This window comes from Vibrio sp. SCSIO 43155, assembly GCF_023716605.1.
Taxonomy (GTDB): Bacteria; Pseudomonadota; Gammaproteobacteria; order Enterobacterales; family Vibrionaceae; genus Vibrio; species Vibrio harveyi.
In genome coordinates this window covers 3,552,167-3,568,316 of record NZ_CP071852.1, presented here as the reverse complement: position 1 = coordinate 3,568,316, position 16,150 = coordinate 3,552,167, and the positions used below count along the sequence as shown (strand labels likewise).

Below are 16,150 nucleotides of genomic sequence, written 5' to 3'. Positions count from 1 at the left end.
TAACTCTGTGTATGAATTTTCATTCATCGGCTTATTTCGATCGTCACTCATGCTTCTTTCGATCGTTTTTTCATCATTTATCCCTATATCTTGGCTACTATCTATACCAAATAAGATCTTATTACTCTGAGGTCTAGGTTATTGCACTTGGTTATTTCTTTAATTGAGCTAACTGACAGTAGTATTTCCAACCATAAAATTATGGAGATGTATTATGAAAAACTGGATTAAGGTTGCCGTTGCAGCCATCGCTTTATCTGCCGCCACCGTTCAAGCAGCAACTGAAGTCAAAGTTGGTATGTCTGGTCGCTACTTCCCATTCACTTTCGTGAAGCAAGATAAGCTACAAGGTTTTGAAGTGGATATGTGGGATGAGATCGGTAAGCGTAATGATTACAAGATCGAATACGTAACAGCGAACTTTTCTGGTTTGTTTGGCCTACTCGAAACAGGTCGTATTGATACCATCTCGAACCAAATCACGATGACAGATGCGCGTAAAGCAAAATACCTATTTGCTGACCCATACGTAGTAGACGGTGCGCAAATTACCGTACGTAAAGGCAACGATAGCATCCAAGGTGTCGAAGATCTCGCAGGCAAAACCGTTGCTGTTAACCTAGGCTCTAACTTTGAACAGTTGCTACGTGATTACGACAAAGATGGCAAGATCAACATTAAGACTTACGATACAGGTATTGAACACGATGTGGCACTAGGTCGTGCGGATGCTTTCATCATGGATCGTTTGTCTGCCCTAGAGCTGATTAAGAAAACGGGTCTACCGCTTCAACTGGCAGGTGAACCATTTGAAACGATTCAAAACGCTTGGCCATTCGTGGATAACGAAAAGGGTCGTAAGCTACAAGCGGAAGTGAATAAAGCACTTGCAGAAATGCGCGCAGACGGAACAGTAGAGAAGATTTCAGTGAAATGGTTTGGTGCCGACATCACGAAGTAAAACTTCTCTTCTTTTAGGACGCAGGGCTTTATCTCGCGTCCTTTTTTAACTCAATGACAAGGTGGAACTTCGTATTCCACCTTTTCTTTTCTCAAGGTAAGTCGTATGGGATTTGATTTTAATTACATGCTGGAGCTGCTACCGATACTGCTCAAGTATCTTGGCACGACCATGGAAATGGCCACATGGGGATTGGTCTTTTCTTTAATTCTATCCGTCATTTTAGCGAACATTCGCGTATTTAAGCTGCCAGTTCTCGACCAATTGAGCCAACTTTATATCAGCTTCTTCCGTGGTACTCCGCTTTTAGTACAACTGTTTCTGCTCTACTACGGCTTACCGCAAATCTTCCCATTTATGGTGGGAATCGATGCCTTTTCTGCTGCGGTAATTGGTTTAACGCTGCACTTTGCCGCTTATATGGCAGAGAGCATTCGTGCAGCCATCATTGGCATTGATCGCAGCCAAATGGAAGCAAGCTTGTCGGTCGGTATGACAACCACACAAGCGATGCGCCGTGTGATTTTACCGCAGGCAACACGTGTCGCACTGCCTTCATTGATGAACTACTTCATCGATATGATTAAGTCGACATCCCTCGCCTTCACACTTGGTGTTGCAGAAATCATGGCCAAAGCGCAGATGGAAGCTTCGTCTAGCTTCCGTTTCTTTGAAGCGTTCCTTGCTGTCGCTCTGATTTACTGGGGCGTGGTGGTTATCCTGACTCGAGTACAGATTTGGGCAGAAGCGAAATTGAATAAGGCGTACGTACGATGATCAAACTAGAAAACATTCACAAACGTTTTGGCGATACTGAAGTTCTAAAAGGCATTGATCTCGACATCAAACAAGGTGAGATCATCGTTATTATCGGCTCAAGCGGTACTGGCAAGTCGACACTTCTACGTACCGTAAACTTCTTAGAGCAAGCAGACGAAGGTCGCATTACCATCGATGACATTTCGGTCGACACACAAAAACACACCAAAGCAGAAGTGCTTGCTCTACGTCGCCGTACTGGGTTTGTCTTTCAAAACTATGCCCTATTTGCTCATATGAATGCGCGTCAGAACATCGCAGAGGGTTTGATTACTGTTCGAGGATGGAAGAAAGATGACGCGTTAAAACGTGCTCAACAGATTCTGGATGACATTGGTCTTGGGGACAAAGGTGAAAGTTATCCAGCGGCGCTCTCAGGTGGACAACAACAACGTGTGGGTATCGGTAGAGCGATGGCACTGCAACCCGAATTGCTGCTTTTTGATGAACCAACATCAGCTCTGGATCCTGAGTGGGTCGGAGAAGTTCTCTCATTAATGAAGAAGTTAGCGAATCAACACCAAACCATGCTGGTGGTAACGCACGAGATGCAATTTGCCAAAGAAGTCGCTGACAGAGTGATCTTTATGGCTGAAGGCAACATTGTTGAACAAGGTTCTCCACAAGATATCTTCGATAATCCACAAGATCCTCGTTTGAAAAAATTCCTTAACCAAGTGGGAATAGAGTAAAGATCAAGCATCAAGATCAATCGATCCTTGAGATTTGACTCACACTACGTATAATCGCCCGGTCGGAATTTCGTACTCATGAGTCATTGACACATTATGTGAGTGTGATTACAATTCCGCCTCTTTGTTGAGAGGCGTCGGTTGTTCTTCTTTAATAAAGAGCTTCTTTATATAAAGAAAGCAAAATGCCCACGCCGGGTTTAACAAGAACCTAAAACTACTGATCAGTAAAGGTAATTATCATGAAACGCACTTTTCAACCTACAGTTCTAAAGCGCAAGCGTACTCACGGCTTCCGTGCACGCATGGCAACTAAGAACGGTCGTAAAGTTATCAACGCACGTCGTGCAAAAGGCCGTGCGCGCCTATCAAAATAATCGCTAGTTTATTTTGAACACGTACGCGTTTAATCGGGAGTTACGCTTGTTAACTCCCGAGCATTATCAAAACGTCTTCCAGCAAGCTCATCGAGCTGGCTCGCCTCATTTCACCATCATTGCTCGCAATAACAAACTTTCTCACCCACGATTAGGTTTAGCTGTTCCGAAAAAGCAAATCAAAACTGCTGTCGGTCGTAACCGTTTTAAACGTTTGGCTCGTGAAAGCTTTCGTAACAATCAACATCAGCTTCCAAATAAAGATTTTGTTGTGATCGCGAAGAAAAGCGCGCAAGATTTAAGCAATGAGGAATTATTTAAGTTGTTTGATAAGCTATGGCATCGCCTGTCTCGCCCTTCACGTGGATAGCCATTGGGCTCGTTAATCTTTATCGCTGGTTTATCAGCCCTCTGATTGGTCCTCGCTGCCGGTTCACACCAACTTGTTCCACTTACGCGCTAGAAGCTTTGAGAGCTCACGGTTTTGTAAAAGGATGTTGGTTATCAGGCAAACGTCTATTAAAATGCCACCCTTTGAATGAAGGGGGGTATGACCCCGTTCCACCAGTCCAAAAACAAGACAGAGATAACTAACGATGGATTCTCAACGTAATATCCTGCTCATTGCTCTGGCACTGGTTTCTTTCTTGCTGTTTCAACAGTGGCAAGTAGCAAAGAACCCAGCACCTCAAGCAGTTGAACAGGCTCAATCAAGCAGTACTCTACCTGCACCATCTTTTGCTGATGAGCTAGACCCAGTTCCAGGTCAACAGCAAGCTTCTGCAAAAACTATCACAGTAACGACTGATGTTTTAACTCTGTCGATCGACACCGTTGGTGGCGATGTGGTACATGCCGACCTTAACAAATACTCTGCTGAACTTGATTCATCAGATCCATTCGTTCTGCTAAAAGACACTAAAGGTCACCAGTTCATCGCGCAAAGCGGTCTAGTGGGTCCTCAAGGTATCGACCTAAGCAGCACTAACCGTCCTCACTACAACGTAAGTGCAGACAGCTTCAAACTGGCTGACGGTCAAGACGAACTACGCGTTCCAATGACGTTCACTGCAAACGGTATCGAATACATTAAAACGTACGTACTGAAACGTGGCAGCTACGCGCTGAACGTGGAATACGATGTAGTGAACAACTCTGGTAACAACGCAACATTTGGTATGTACGCTCACTTGCGTCAAAACCTAATGGACGCTGGTGGTAGCATCACAATGCCAACTTACCGTGGCGGTGCTTACTCAACAGAAGACGTTCGTTACAAAAAATACAGCTTTGAAGACATGCAGGATCGCAACTTGTCTCTCAACCTAGCAGATGGTCAAGGTTGGGCAGCAATGATCCAACACTACTTCGCTGCAGCTTGGATCCCACGTAACGAACCAGGTACTAACCTGTACACTCGCGTGATTGGTAATCTAGGTGATATCGGCGTACGTATGCCAAACAAAACTATCGCGACGGGTGATCAAGCGAAGTTTGAAGCAACGCTTTGGGTTGGTCCTAAACTGCAAAAAGAAATGGCTGCAGTAGCACCAAACCTAGACCTAGTAGTGGACTACGGCTGGCTATGGTTCATCGCTAAACCACTTCACTCACTGCTTGCTTTCATCCAAAGCTTCGTGGGTAACTGGGGTGTAGCAATCATCTGTTTGACCTTCATCGTTCGTGGTGCAATGTACCCACTAACGAAAGCGCAATACACGTCTATGGCGAAAATGCGTATGCTACAGCCTAAGCTGCAAGCTATGCGTGAGCGCATCGGTGATGACCGTCAGCGCATGAGCCAAGAGATGATGGAACTGTATAAGAAAGAGAAAGTGAACCCTCTGGGCGGCTGTCTACCTCTTATCCTACAGATGCCTATCTTCATCGCTCTATACTGGGCACTAATGGAATCGGTTGAGCTACGTCACTCACCATTCTTTGGTTGGATTCACGACCTTTCAGCACAGGACCCTTACTACATCCTGCCGCTACTGATGGGTGCGTCAATGTTCCTAATCCAGAAGATGAGCCCAACAACAGTAACGGATCCAATGCAGCAGAAGATCATGACCTTTATGCCGGTTATGTTTACCTTCTTCTTCTTGTTCTTCCCATCAGGTCTAGTTCTATACTGGTTGGTGTCGAACATCGTTACGCTGATCCAGCAGACTTTGATTTACAAAGCGCTGGAGAAAAAAGGCTTACACACTAAGTAAACCTTTATAGAAAAGCATAAGAAAGGCGGCCAAAAGGTCGCCTTTTTGTTTTTGGCTGATTACAATTCAGCTAACTAATTGGTTCTGGCTCCCTAGGTCTGTAAAACCCTATAGCCCAGCTCAAAAGGCAAGATTATGACTACAGATACGATTGTCGCTCAGGCTACCGCACCCGGTCGTGGTGGTGTCGGCATTATTCGTGTTTCAGGCCCTAAGGCCAATCAAGTGGCACTAGAAGTCACAGGTAAAACGCTAAAGCCTCGCTACGCAGAGTATCTGCCATTCCAAGCGGAAGATGGCACCGTGCTAGACCAAGGCATTGCACTGTACTTCCCTAACCCACATTCGTTCACTGGCGAAGACGTTCTAGAACTTCAAGGTCACGGCGGTCCTGTTGTAATGGACATGCTAATTAAACGTATTCTGGGCATTGATGGTGTTCGTGCAGCCCGTCCTGGCGAATTCTCAGAACGTGCATTCTTGAATGATAAGATGGACTTAACGCAAGCTGAAGCGATCGCAGACTTGATCGATGCAAGCTCAGAAGAAGCGGCAAAATCAGCATTGCAATCGCTGCAGGGTCAGTTCTCACAACGTATTCAAACGCTGGTGGAGTCGTTGATTCACCTACGAATTTACGTTGAAGCAGCGATCGATTTCCCTGAAGAAGAAATAGACTTTCTTGCCGATGGAAAAGTATCAGCCGATCTTCAAGCCATCATCGATAACCTAGATGCAGTGCGTAAAGAAGCAAACCAAGGCGCCATCATGCGTGAAGGTATGAAAGTCGTGATTGCAGGTCGTCCTAATGCGGGTAAATCTAGCCTTCTGAATGCTCTGTCAGGCAAAGAGTCTGCAATTGTGACTGATATTGCCGGTACAACACGTGATGTACTGCGTGAACACATTCACATTGATGGTATGCCTCTACACATTATTGATACTGCCGGTCTGCGTGATGCTTCAGATGAGGTTGAGAAAATCGGTATCGAGCGAGCATGGGACGAAATAGCCCAAGCGGACCGTGTGCTCTTCATGGTAGATGGCACCACGACTGACGCCACGGATCCAAAAGACATATGGCCGGATTTCGTTGATCGCCTACCAAACAATATTGGAATGACGGTGATCCGTAACAAAGCGGATCAAACCGGTGAAGAAATGGGGATCTGCCATGTGAATGATCCAACGTTAATTCGTCTTTCGGCAAAAACAGGCGCAGGTGTGGATGCTTTACGCACCCATTTAAAAGAATGTATGGGCTTCTCAGGCAATACGGAAGGCGGCTTTATGGCTCGTCGTCGCCATCTCGATGCATTAGAACGTGCAGCTCAGCACCTACAAATAGGTCAAGAACAGCTTGAAGGCTTCATGGCTGGCGAGATTTTGGCAGAAGAATTGCGTATCACTCAGCAACACTTGAACGAGATTACCGGAGAGTTCAGTTCCGATGACCTCCTTGGACGAATCTTCTCCTCATTCTGTATCGGTAAATAGTAAAACGCGCGGTGTCAGGCATAAGCTTAACACCGCGTTTCTTTTTGTACTGACGAACAACTGCAACTTGTCGTTGGTATGACTTATAAAGGAAGACACATGATCCACATTATTACAGGCAGTACTCTCGGTGGTGCGGAATACGTTGGTGATCACCTAAGTGATCTACTCAATGAGAACGGATTGGAAACAACGATCCACAATCAACCAGAGTTGTCGTCGATCGAGAATCGAGGCACTTGGTTAGTTATCACTTCAACTCACGGTGCAGGTGAATATCCAGACAATATCCAACCTTTCATCAACGCACTGCAAAATACGCCACCAAAAATGGCGGATGTGAAGTTCGCCGTCATCGCAATTGGTGATTCAAGCTACGATACATTCTGTGCAGCAGGTCAGCATGCATATGACCTACTAGAAGATATTGGTGCAACACCTTTAGCAGATTGCTTGAAAATAGACGTGCTTAACCATGATGTACCTGAAGACGCAGCAGAAGCTTGGTTAAACGAGAACCTCGCACGTTTTTCTGCTTAATCCCCCTTTCACAGAGCCGAATTACGGCTCTGTTTTTCCTCTTTGTGAATAACTCCTATCAGCCAACACCGTTCAACCGCTCAAAAAATACCCAAAACATCTGTGGATAAGTAAGGTAAGATCCAGTGACTTTCCTTTAGTTATCCAAATAACAACTTAGATCTTTTTTTAGCCCTGTGCATAACCATCGATTTTGATCTCAGGAAATCCTCGATCAGATCAAATCATGATCACAAGATTTGATCCAAAGAAGATCCATGATCTTGTTGATCATTTTCCAGTTATCCACAGAAACCTGCGATCCTAATAATAGATCCAATAAAAGATCATATATATAGATCTTATATATATAGTCTTAAGGTCTAAAATGTGAAAAGCGAGAAAACGATTCTCTCTCATAGATAAAAAAGGTAAAATACCGCTCTTTTTTATCTGTCCATTAAATCCTTTGAATACCTGAGGTCAGTTCATGCTTTATCACGAAAACTTTGACGTCATTGTTGTTGGTGGCGGACACGCAGGAACGGAAGCCGCGCTCGCATCTGCACGCACAGGACAAAAAACCCTTCTCCTTACCCATAACATCGATACATTAGGCCAGATGTCTTGTAATCCGGCGATTGGTGGTATCGGTAAAGGTCACTTAGTAAAAGAAGTGGATGCTATGGGCGGTCTGATGGCTGAAGCCATTGACCATGCAGGTATTCAATTCCGAACGCTAAATGCTTCCAAAGGTCCAGCGGTTCGAGCTACACGAGCTCAAGCAGACCGTGCTCTATACAAAGCATACGTACGCAACGCATTAGAAAATGCGCCAAATCTAACTCTGTTCCAGCAATCGGTCGACGATCTGATTGTGGAGCAAGATCGTGTGGTTGGCGTTGTGACACAAATGGGGCTGAAATTCCACGCGAAAGCTGTGGTATTAACGGTTGGTACTTTCCTTGGTGGTAAGATCCACATTGGTATGGAAAGTTCATCCGGTGGTCGTGCTGGTGATCCACCATCGATAGCATTGGCGGATCGATTGCGTGAACTACCATTCCGAGTTGATCGATTAAAAACAGGTACGCCACCGCGTATTGATGCTCGAAGCGTTGATTTCTCAGTGCTAGAAGCGCAGCATGGTGACAACCCGACGCCTGTATTTTCATTTATGGGGAAACGAGAGCACCATCCACGTCAGATCCCATGTTTTATCACTCACACCAATGAGCAAACTCATGAAGTGATCCGTAATAACCTTGATCGTAGCCCAATGTACGCTGGTGTGATCGAAGGTATCGGTCCGCGCTACTGTCCGTCTATCGAAGACAAAGTGATGCGCTTTGCGGATAAAAACAGTCACCAAATCTTTATTGAGCCAGAAGGATTAACGACGCACGAGTTATACCCTAATGGTATTTCCACCAGTTTGCCGTTTGACGTTCAAGTTCAAATCGTTCGCTCAATGAAAGGGTTTGAAAACGCACACATTGTTCGTCCTGGTTATGCGATTGAATACGATTTCTTCGACCCTCGTGATTTGAAGCAAACGTACGAAACCAAATTCATCAATGGTTTGTTCTTCGCGGGGCAAATCAACGGTACAACAGGTTATGAAGAAGCCGCTGCACAGGGTTTAATGGCTGGTCTTAATGCAAGTTTGCACAGTCAAGGCAAAGAAGGCTGGAGCCCTCGTCGTGACCAAGCTTACATGGGTGTTCTAATTGACGATCTGTCGACCATGGGTACCAAAGAACCGTACCGAATGTTCACGTCTCGAGCGGAATACCGTTTGTTGCTACGTGAAGATAACGCCGATTTGCGTTTGACAGAAAAAGCACGTGAACTTGGTTTGATTGATGATGTTCGTTGGGCGCGTTTCAACGAAAAAATCGACAACATGGAAACTGAGCGCCAACGCCTAAAGTCGACCTGGATGAATCCAAATTCAATTGGTATCGATGAATTAAACAAGCTGCTGAAAACGCCAATGGCGCGTGAAGCAAGTGGTGAGGATCTTCTTCGTCGCCCAGAGATCTCATACTCACAATTGACCGAGCTCGAAGCTTTTGCTCCGGCACTGGAAGATCAACAAGCTGCTGAGCAAGTTGAAATTCAGGTTAAGTACGATGGTTACATCAAGCGTCAACAAGAAGAGATCGAAAAATCACTGCGCCATGAGCACACTAAGTTGCCAGCTGATTTGGACTACAAAGACGTGAAAGGTCTTTCCAATGAAGTCGTTGCAAAGCTGACAGAAGCGAAACCAGAAAGCATTGGTATTGCATCTCGCATCTCGGGCATTACCCCTGCGGCGATTTCTATTTTGCTTGTTCACCTGAAGAAGCACGGTTTGCTGAAGAAAGGTGAGGAAGAATAATGAGCGCTTTACGTACCAGATTAGACGAGCTGATCGCACAAACCTATTTAGAAGTGTCTGAAAAGCAACGCGAGCAGTTAGTCGGTTACGTCGAATTGCTCGACAAGTGGAACAAAGCTTACAACTTGACGTCGGTCCGTGATCCGCTTGAGATGTTAGTGAAACATATCCTTGATAGCATCATCGTTAGCACTCACTTACCGGGTGAGCGCTTTATCGATGTTGGCACAGGACCTGGTTTACCTGGCATTCCACTCGCAATCATGAACCCTGAAAAGACGTTCTTCTTGCTCGATAGCCTTGGTAAGCGCATTCGTTTTCTCAAGCAAGTTGTGCACGCACTTGGGTTGAAAAATGTGACACCAATTCAAAGTCGCGTTGAAGAATTCCAGCCAGAAGAAAAATTTGATGGCGTTTTGAGTCGAGCTTTTGCTTCAATGACGGACATGGTGGAATGGTGTCATCATTTGCCTAAACAAGATTCAGGGGTGTTTCTTGCATTGAAAGGACAACACCCTAAAGATGAAATAGATCAGCTTCCTGAATGGTGTAGTGTGACGGAGATCATATCTTTAGCTGTTCCTGAGTTGGAAGGTGATCGTCATCTAGTAATCTTATCGCGCAAGGAAAATTAGCGAGGTAATCGTGGGTAAAATTGTAGCAATCGCCAACCAGAAAGGTGGGGTCGGCAAAACAACAACGTGCATTAACTTAGCAGCTTCGATGGCGGCAACAAAGCGCAAAGTTTTGGTGATCGATCTCGACCCTCAAGGCAATGCTACTATGGCTAGTGGTGTCGACAAGTACATGGTTGACGCGACGGCGTATGATCTTCTGGTTGAAGATACCCCGTTTGATCAAGTGGTTTGCACACAAACCACTGGGAAATACGATCTGATTGCAGCGAACGGTGACGTGACTGCTGCAGAAATCAAATTGATGGAAGTGTTCGCGCGTGAGGTTCGTCTCAAAAACGCCCTTGCGCCAGTTCGCGATAACTATGATTTCATCTTTATTGATTGTCCTCCTTCTCTAAACCTTCTTACAATCAACGCAATGGCCGCAGCCGACTCTGTGCTGGTGCCGATGCAATGTGAATACTTTGCGTTAGAAGGTTTAACTGCTCTTATGGATACAATCAGCAAGTTAGCGGCCGTGGTTAATGAGAACCTCAAAATTGAAGGTTTACTGCGTACCATGTACGACCCACGTAACCGCCTATCTAATGAAGTATCCGATCAACTTAAAAAACACTTTGGTAGTAAAGTTTACCGTACTGTGATCCCACGTAATGTGCGTTTGGCCGAAGCGCCGAGCCACGGTAAACCAGCTATGTACTATGACAAGTACTCAGCTGGCGCCAAAGCGTATCTTGCTTTAGCGGGCGAAATGCTCCGCCGCGAAGAAATCCCAGTTTAACTCTAACCTAAGGAATTCCTCCTATGTCTAAGCGTGGTCTAGGAAAAGGACTGGATGCGTTGTTGTCGACCAGTTCGTTAGCTCGTGAAAAACAGCACATTGCATCGCAAAGCCAAGCGTTGTCGGCTGATGGCGAGTTGACTGATTTGGCTATTGGTCAATTGCAGCCGGGTGTTTACCAACCGCGTAAAGATATGGCTCCAGAAGCGCTAGAAGAACTAGCCGCTTCGATTCAATCGCAAGGCATTATTCAGCCAATCGTGGTTCGCCAAGTGGCAAGCGGTCAGTTTGAAATCATCGCTGGTGAGCGTCGTTGGCGTGCGGCAAAGCAAGCCGGTCTAAAACGTGTACCTTGTTTGGTGAAAAAGGTCGAAGACCGTGCTGCGATAGCGATGGCGTTGATTGAAAACATTCAGCGCGAAGATTTGAACGTGATTGAAGAAGCGCAAGCGCTTGAACGTCTACAAGATGAATTCACGCTGACACATCAGCAAGTGGCCGATGTGATCGGAAAATCAAGAACGACCGTGAGTAACCTATTACGTCTAAATCAGTTGGAAATTGATGTAAAAGGTCTGGTTGCAGATAAAAAATTGGAAATGGGTCATGCTCGAGCTCTGTTAGCGTTAGAAGGCGAACAGCAGGTCGAAGTGGCGCAACAAGTAGCTAAGAAGCAAATGACTGTTCGCCAAACCGAACAGTTAGTAAAAAAGTGCTTAGCCCCACAGAATGAGCAAAAAGCTCAACAAGAAGATATCGAAGCAGAGCAAATGTCGCATAAATTGAGTCAACTGCTTGATGCTAAGGTTTCTTTGGTCCGTTCTGCAAACGGCAAAGCGAAAGTGACGATAAGTCTTGATGAGCCTCACAAATTGGATCAACTGATTGCCAAGCTAGAGGCCTAGATGAGATAATTGATTTAGGTCAATTAATCAAAATAATCGAATTTTGTGTGAAAGTTGTCGGATTGTAAACAAAACTGTAAGTTTTTGATGCAATATAATTGCATTCAATTGTTCTCACCGTATAATTTTCGCCAATTTCCCTGCACAGAGAGTTTAGTGCAAAGTGGATATTACTAGAGGTACGAATACATGGTAGCTGCGTTAGCTAGACCAGGACGAGAGCTCGCAAAGCAATTGTTAATGATCCAGTCTGGCGCGGTTATTTTTGTGGCTGCAGGAATGGCGATAGCCGTGAATCCTGAATGGGGAATTTCAGCGCTGGTTGGTGGGGGCATTTTTGTTGTTGCCAATGCTGTCTTTGCGTTATGTGCTTTTATGTTTAGTGGGGCTCGCGCTGCCAAGCGTATCGCGGCTTCTTTCTATACAGGCGAAGTTCTGAAAATCCTCATCACGGTTGTGTTGTTCTACGTAGCCTACATGTATATGCAGGTGGAACTTGTTCCCCTCAAACTAACCTATTTGCTGGTACTAGGTATTAATATCTGTGCACCAGTGCTATTCATTAACAACAAAAAATAGGATGAGTTATGGCTGCGCCAGGTGAAGCGCTAACATCGTCCGGTTACATTGCCCACCACCTTACTAACCTATCTCTTTACAAGTTAGGTCTAGTAGCGGAGGAGACAAGTTTCTGGAACGTACATATCGATAGCCTGTTTTTTTCTTGGTTTACTGGTTTAATCTTCCTCGGAATTTTTTACAAAGTAGCGAAGAGAACAACAGCGGGTGTACCAGGTAAGCTTCAGTGTGCTGTAGAAATGATCGTTGAATTTGTCGCGGAAAACGTCAAAGACACGTTCCATGGACGCAACCCACTGATCGCGCCTTTAGCACTGACTATCTTTTGTTGGGTATTTTTGATGAACGTGATGGACTTAGTTCCTATCGACTTCTTACCGTACCCAGCAGAGCATTGGCTAGGTATCCCTTATCTTAAGGTTGTACCGTCTGCTGATGTGAATATCACCATGGCTATGGCTCTAGGCGTTTTCGCATTGATGATCTACTACAGCATCAAAGTGAAAGGTCTAGGTGGATTCGCAAAAGAACTTGCACTACATCCATTCAATCACCCACTGATGATTCCGTTTAACCTACTGATTGAAGTGGTATCGCTACTAGCGAAGCCTCTATCACTTGGTATGCGTCTATTCGGTAACATGTTCGCGGGTGAGGTTGTATTCATTCTTTGTGCGGCAATGCTACCATGGTACTTGCAATGGATGGGTTCACTACCGTGGGCAATCTTCCATATCTTGGTTATTACGATTCAAGCCTTCGTATTCATGATGTTGACAATTGTTTACCTGTCAATGGCACACGAAGACTCTGATCATTAATTTTTTAAGCTTTTTATTTGGGCACTAAGCCAACAACTATAAATTGGAGATAGTAATGGAAACTTTACTGAGCTTTTCTGCAATCGCCGTAGGTATTATCGTCGGTCTTGCTTCTCTTGGTACAGCGATTGGTTTCGCACTACTAGGTGGTAAATTCCTAGAAGGTGCAGCACGTCAACCAGAAATGGCTCCTATGCTACAAGTTAAGATGTTCATCATCGCAGGTCTACTTGATGCGGTTCCAATGATCGGTATCGTAATCGCGCTACTATTCACATTCGCAAACCCATTCGTTGGTCAACTAGGTTAATCACCTTTAACTCGGGACGAGCTCAGGCTTGTCACTGATTAACACTAAGTCCAAATAGAGGGGTAGCTGTTGTGAACATAAACGCAACTCTGCTAGGTCAAGCAATCTCGTTCGCACTATTTGTGTGGTTCTGCATGAAGTATGTATGGCCACCATTGATGCAAGCGATCGAAGAGCGTCAGAAGAAAATTGCTGATGGTCTTCAAGCAGCGGAACGTGCTGCAAAAGACTTGGATCTAGCACAAGCCAACGCTTCTGATCAGATGAAAGAAGCGAAGCGCACAGCAACTGAGATCATCGACCAAGCGAACAAGCGTAAGTCTCAAATTATTGATGAAGCTCGCGAGGAAGCTCAGGCAGAACGCCAGAAAATCCTAGCGCAAGCGGAAGCAGAACTTGAAGCTGAACGTAATCGTGCACGCGATGAGCTGCGCAAACAAGTTGCTACTCTGGCTGTAGCTGGTGCTGAGAAAATCCTTGAGCGTACTATCGATAAAGACGCTCAGAAAGATATTCTCGACAACATTACTGCAAAACTTTAAGTCTGGGGGCGCATATGTCTGATTTGACTACAATCGCACGCCCCTATGCTAAAGCAGCCTTCGACTTTGCTGTAGACAAAGATCAGCTAGACCAATGGGGTCAAATGCTATCTTTTGCTGCTGAAGTTGCCAAAAACGAACAAATGAATGAACTTCTAACGGGTTCAGTTTCTGCTGACAAAATGGCAGAAATCTTTGTTGCAGTTTGTGGCGAACAAGTTGATGCGCACGGTCAAAACCTGATTAAGGTAATGGCTGAGAATGGTCGTCTGACGGCCCTTCCTGATGTTTGTGAGCAATTCTTCCTATTGAAGAAAGAGCATGAGAAAGAAATCGATGTTGAAGTAATTTCAGCAAGCGAACTTTCTGATGAACAACTTGCAAACATTGGCAGCAAACTTGAAGTGCGTCTTGAACGCAAAGTGAAGCTGAATTGCAGTGTAGATGAGACCCTACTTGGTGGGGTTATTATTCGAGCCGGAGACCTAGTCATCGATGACTCAGCGCGTGGTCGTTTGAACCGCCTGAGCGATGCATTGCAGTCTTAATGGGGATTGGAGCATGCAACTTAATTCCACGGAAATTAGCGATCTGATCAAACAACGTATCGAATCTTTCGAAGTTGTTAGTGAAGCTCGCAACGAGGGTACTATCGTATCGGTAAGCGATGGTATCATCCGCATCCACGGCCTAGCGGACGTGATGCAAGGTGAAATGATTGAATTACCGGGTGGCCGTTATGCACTAGCACTTAACCTTGAGCGTGACTCGGTTGGTGCGGTAGTAATGGGCCCATATGCTGACCTTAAGGAAGGCATGAAAGTTACAGGTACTGGTCGCATTCTTGAAGTGCCAGTTGGTCCAGAACTTCTAGGTCGCGTAGTGAACACACTAGGTGAGCCTATCGATGGTAAAGGTCCAATCGAAGCTAAATTGACTTCGCCTGTAGAAGTAATCGCACCAGGTGTAATCGACCGTAAATCGGTAGACCAACCTGTGCAAACTGGTTACAAATCAGTTGACTCAATGATCCCAATCGGTCGTGGTCAGCGTGAGCTTGTAATCGGTGACCGTCAGACTGGTAAAACAGCAATGGCGATCGACGCGATTATCAACCAGAAAGACTCTGGTATTTTCTCAATCTACGTAGCAATCGGTCAGAAAGCATCGACTATCGCTAACGTAGTTCGCAAACTAGAAGAGCACGGCGCGCTAGCTAACACTATCGTTGTTGTTGCATCTGCTTCTGAATCTGCAGCGCTACAATATCTAGCGCCATACGCAGGTTGTGCGATGGGTGAATACTTCCGCGATCGCGGTGAAGACGCACTGATTGTTTACGATGATCTATCTAAGCAAGCGGTAGCTTACCGTCAGATCTCTCTACTACTAAAACGTCCACCAGGCCGTGAGGCATTCCCAGGTGATGTATTCTACCTACACTCGCGTCTACTAGAGCGTGCAGCTCGTGTAAACGAAGAGTACGTAGAGCGTTTCACTAACGGTGAAGTGAAAGGTAAGACTGGTTCTCTAACTGCTCTTCCTATCATTGAAACTCAAGCAGGTGACGTTTCAGCATTCGTACCGACTAACGTAATCTCGATTACCGATGGTCAGATCTTCCTACAAACTGAGCTATTCAACGCAGGTGTACGTCCAGCGGTTGACCCAGGTATCTCAGTATCTCGTGTAGGTGGTTCAGCTCAGACGAAAATCATCAAGAAGCTATCAGGCGGTATCCGTACTGCACTAGCTCAGTACCGTGAACTAGCGGCATTCGCGCAGTTCTCGTCTGACCTTGATGAAGCGACGAAGAAACAGCTAGACCACGGTCAAAAAGTTACAGAACTAATGAAGCAAAAGCAGTACGCTCCAATGTCTGTATTTGACCAAGCACTAGTAATCTTCGCGGCAGAGCGCGGCTATTTAGCAGATGTTGAACTAAGCAAACTGCTAGATTTCGAAGCGGCTCTACTATCGTACGCTCGCGGTCAATACGCTGAATTCGCAGCTGAGATCGACAAGACGGGTGCATACAACGATGAAGTTGAAGCTCAGTTGAAGAAACTGACTGACGACTTCGTAGCAACCCAAACTTGGTAAT

Annotated in this window: 19 protein-coding genes; all 19 read left to right on the top strand. The window is 45.5% G+C overall.

The features are described from left to right. Nucleotides 1–214 precede the first annotated feature (214 nt). A complete protein-coding gene (locus tag J4N44_RS17000; protein WP_005451059.1) occupies nt 215–961 on the top strand; it encodes an amino acid ABC transporter substrate-binding protein in 747 nt (248 codons plus the stop codon). A gap of 105 nt (nt 962–1,066) precedes the next feature. Then, complete coding sequence (locus J4N44_RS16995) at nt 1,067–1,738, top strand: amino acid ABC transporter permease (protein ID WP_005451049.1); 672 nt, start codon at nt 1,067–1,069, stop codon at nt 1,736–1,738. Beyond that, a complete protein-coding gene (locus J4N44_RS16990) occupies nt 1,735–2,472 on the top strand; it encodes an amino acid ABC transporter ATP-binding protein (protein ID WP_005451048.1) in 738 nt (245 codons plus the stop codon). Before J4N44_RS16995 ends, J4N44_RS16990 begins: the two co-directional genes overlap by 4 nt. A gap of 242 nt (nt 2,473–2,714) precedes the next feature. Continuing rightward, nucleotides 2,715–2,849 (top strand): 50S ribosomal protein L34, encoded by a 135-nt coding sequence (gene rpmH, locus J4N44_RS16985; protein WP_005378825.1) that lies wholly within the window; start codon nt 2,715–2,717, stop codon nt 2,847–2,849. A 46-nt stretch (nt 2,850–2,895) separates the two neighbouring features. Then, entirely contained in the window at nt 2,896–3,219 is a 324-nt protein-coding gene (gene rnpA, locus J4N44_RS16980) for a ribonuclease P protein component (protein WP_009699098.1), read from the top strand. Further along, nucleotides 3,186–3,443: a membrane protein insertion efficiency factor YidD gene (yidD, locus tag J4N44_RS16975; protein WP_005451046.1), complete on the top strand. Its 258-nt coding sequence runs from the start codon at nt 3,186–3,188 to the stop codon at nt 3,441–3,443. The genes rnpA and yidD overlap by 34 nt, the downstream gene beginning before the upstream one ends. A 2-nt stretch (nt 3,444–3,445) precedes the next feature. Then, nucleotides 3,446–5,068: a membrane protein insertase YidC gene (gene yidC, locus J4N44_RS16970; protein ID WP_005451045.1), complete on the top strand. Its 1,623-nt coding sequence runs from the start codon at nt 3,446–3,448 to the stop codon at nt 5,066–5,068. A 135-nt stretch (nt 5,069–5,203) separates the two neighbouring features. Beyond that, entirely contained in the window at nt 5,204–6,565 is a 1,362-nt protein-coding gene (gene mnmE / locus J4N44_RS16965) for a tRNA uridine-5-carboxymethylaminomethyl(34) synthesis GTPase MnmE (protein ID WP_005451044.1), read from the top strand. 99 nt (nt 6,566–6,664) lie between these two features. After that, on the top strand, nt 6,665–7,105 hold the full coding sequence (gene mioC / locus J4N44_RS16960; RefSeq protein WP_005451042.1) for an FMN-binding protein MioC: 441 nt from the start codon (nt 6,665–6,667) through the stop codon (nt 7,103–7,105). A gap of 469 nt (nt 7,106–7,574) precedes the next feature. Further along, on the top strand, nt 7,575–9,470 hold the full coding sequence (gene mnmG, locus J4N44_RS16955) for a tRNA uridine-5-carboxymethylaminomethyl(34) synthesis enzyme MnmG (RefSeq protein ID WP_005451040.1): 1,896 nt from the start codon (nt 7,575–7,577) through the stop codon (nt 9,468–9,470). Continuing rightward, entirely contained in the window at nt 9,470–10,105 is a 636-nt protein-coding gene (gene rsmG, locus J4N44_RS16950; RefSeq protein ID WP_069219018.1) for a 16S rRNA (guanine(527)-N(7))-methyltransferase RsmG, read from the top strand. The genes mnmG and rsmG overlap by 1 nt, the downstream gene beginning before the upstream one ends. Nucleotides 10,106–10,115: 10 nt before the next feature. After that, nucleotides 10,116–10,889: a ParA family protein gene (locus J4N44_RS16945; RefSeq protein WP_005451036.1), complete on the top strand. Its 774-nt coding sequence runs from the start codon at nt 10,116–10,118 to the stop codon at nt 10,887–10,889. Between the two features lie 23 nt (nt 10,890–10,912). Beyond that, complete coding sequence (locus J4N44_RS16940; protein ID WP_009699096.1) at nt 10,913–11,794, top strand: ParB/RepB/Spo0J family partition protein; 882 nt, start codon at nt 10,913–10,915, stop codon at nt 11,792–11,794. Between the two features lie 189 nt (nt 11,795–11,983). Then, entirely contained in the window at nt 11,984–12,373 is a 390-nt protein-coding gene (locus J4N44_RS16935) for a F0F1 ATP synthase subunit I (RefSeq protein WP_005440813.1), read from the top strand. A gap of 8 nt (nt 12,374–12,381) precedes the next feature. Further along, nucleotides 12,382–13,194, top strand: a complete 813-nt coding sequence (gene atpB / locus J4N44_RS16930; RefSeq protein ID WP_005451034.1) for a F0F1 ATP synthase subunit A — start codon at nt 12,382–12,384, stop codon at nt 13,192–13,194. Nucleotides 13,195–13,249: 55 nt separating this feature from the next. Further along, nucleotides 13,250–13,504 carry a F0F1 ATP synthase subunit C gene (gene atpE / locus J4N44_RS16925; RefSeq protein WP_002540812.1) on the top strand — a complete coding sequence of 85 codons (255 nt, stop codon included), beginning with the start codon at nt 13,250–13,252 and terminating at the stop codon, nt 13,502–13,504. A gap of 71 nt (nt 13,505–13,575) precedes the next feature. Beyond that, nucleotides 13,576–14,046, top strand: coding sequence for a F0F1 ATP synthase subunit B (atpF, locus tag J4N44_RS16920; protein ID WP_005451032.1), 471 nt, complete (start codon nt 13,576–13,578; stop codon nt 14,044–14,046). A 14-nt stretch (nt 14,047–14,060) separates the two neighbouring features. Continuing rightward, entirely contained in the window at nt 14,061–14,594 is a 534-nt protein-coding gene (atpH, locus tag J4N44_RS16915; RefSeq protein WP_017191014.1) for a F0F1 ATP synthase subunit delta, read from the top strand. Nucleotides 14,595–14,607: 13 nt separating this feature from the next. Beyond that, on the top strand, nt 14,608–16,149 hold the full coding sequence (atpA, locus tag J4N44_RS16910) for a F0F1 ATP synthase subunit alpha (RefSeq protein ID WP_005451027.1): 1,542 nt from the start codon (nt 14,608–14,610) through the stop codon (nt 16,147–16,149). Nucleotide 16,150 lies beyond the last annotated feature (1 nt).

Bases quoted from the DNA above. Each gene is read 5' to 3' on its own strand.
- J4N44_RS16995 (WP_005451049.1), top strand. From the start codon at position 1,067: ATGGGATTTGATTTTAATTACATGCTGGAGCTGCTACCGATACTGCTC.
- mioC (WP_005451042.1), top strand. From the start codon at position 6,665: ATGATCCACATTATTACAGGCAGTACTCTCGGTGGTGCGGAATACGTT.
- mnmG (WP_005451040.1), top strand. From the start codon at position 7,575: ATGCTTTATCACGAAAACTTTGACGTCATTGTTGTTGGTGGCGGACAC.
- yidC (WP_005451045.1), top strand. From the start codon at position 3,446: ATGGATTCTCAACGTAATATCCTGCTCATTGCTCTGGCACTGGTTTCT.
- atpE (WP_002540812.1), top strand. From the start codon at position 13,250: ATGGAAACTTTACTGAGCTTTTCTGCAATCGCCGTAGGTATTATCGTC.
- rsmG (WP_069219018.1), top strand. From the start codon at position 9,470: ATGAGCGCTTTACGTACCAGATTAGACGAGCTGATCGCACAAACCTAT.
- J4N44_RS16990 (WP_005451048.1), top strand. From the start codon at position 1,735: ATGATCAAACTAGAAAACATTCACAAACGTTTTGGCGATACTGAAGTT.
- J4N44_RS17000 (WP_005451059.1), top strand. From the start codon at position 215: ATGAAAAACTGGATTAAGGTTGCCGTTGCAGCCATCGCTTTATCTGCC.
- J4N44_RS16940 (WP_009699096.1), top strand. From the start codon at position 10,913: ATGTCTAAGCGTGGTCTAGGAAAAGGACTGGATGCGTTGTTGTCGACC.
- J4N44_RS16935 (WP_005440813.1), top strand. From the start codon at position 11,984: ATGGTAGCTGCGTTAGCTAGACCAGGACGAGAGCTCGCAAAGCAATTG.
- mnmE (WP_005451044.1), top strand. From the start codon at position 5,204: ATGACTACAGATACGATTGTCGCTCAGGCTACCGCACCCGGTCGTGGT.
- yidD (WP_005451046.1), top strand. From the start codon at position 3,186: ATGGCATCGCCTGTCTCGCCCTTCACGTGGATAGCCATTGGGCTCGTT.
- rpmH (WP_005378825.1), top strand. From the start codon at position 2,715: ATGAAACGCACTTTTCAACCTACAGTTCTAAAGCGCAAGCGTACTCAC.
- atpB (WP_005451034.1), top strand. From the start codon at position 12,382: ATGGCTGCGCCAGGTGAAGCGCTAACATCGTCCGGTTACATTGCCCAC.
- atpA (WP_005451027.1), top strand. From the start codon at position 14,608: ATGCAACTTAATTCCACGGAAATTAGCGATCTGATCAAACAACGTATC.
- atpH (WP_017191014.1), top strand. From the start codon at position 14,061: ATGTCTGATTTGACTACAATCGCACGCCCCTATGCTAAAGCAGCCTTC.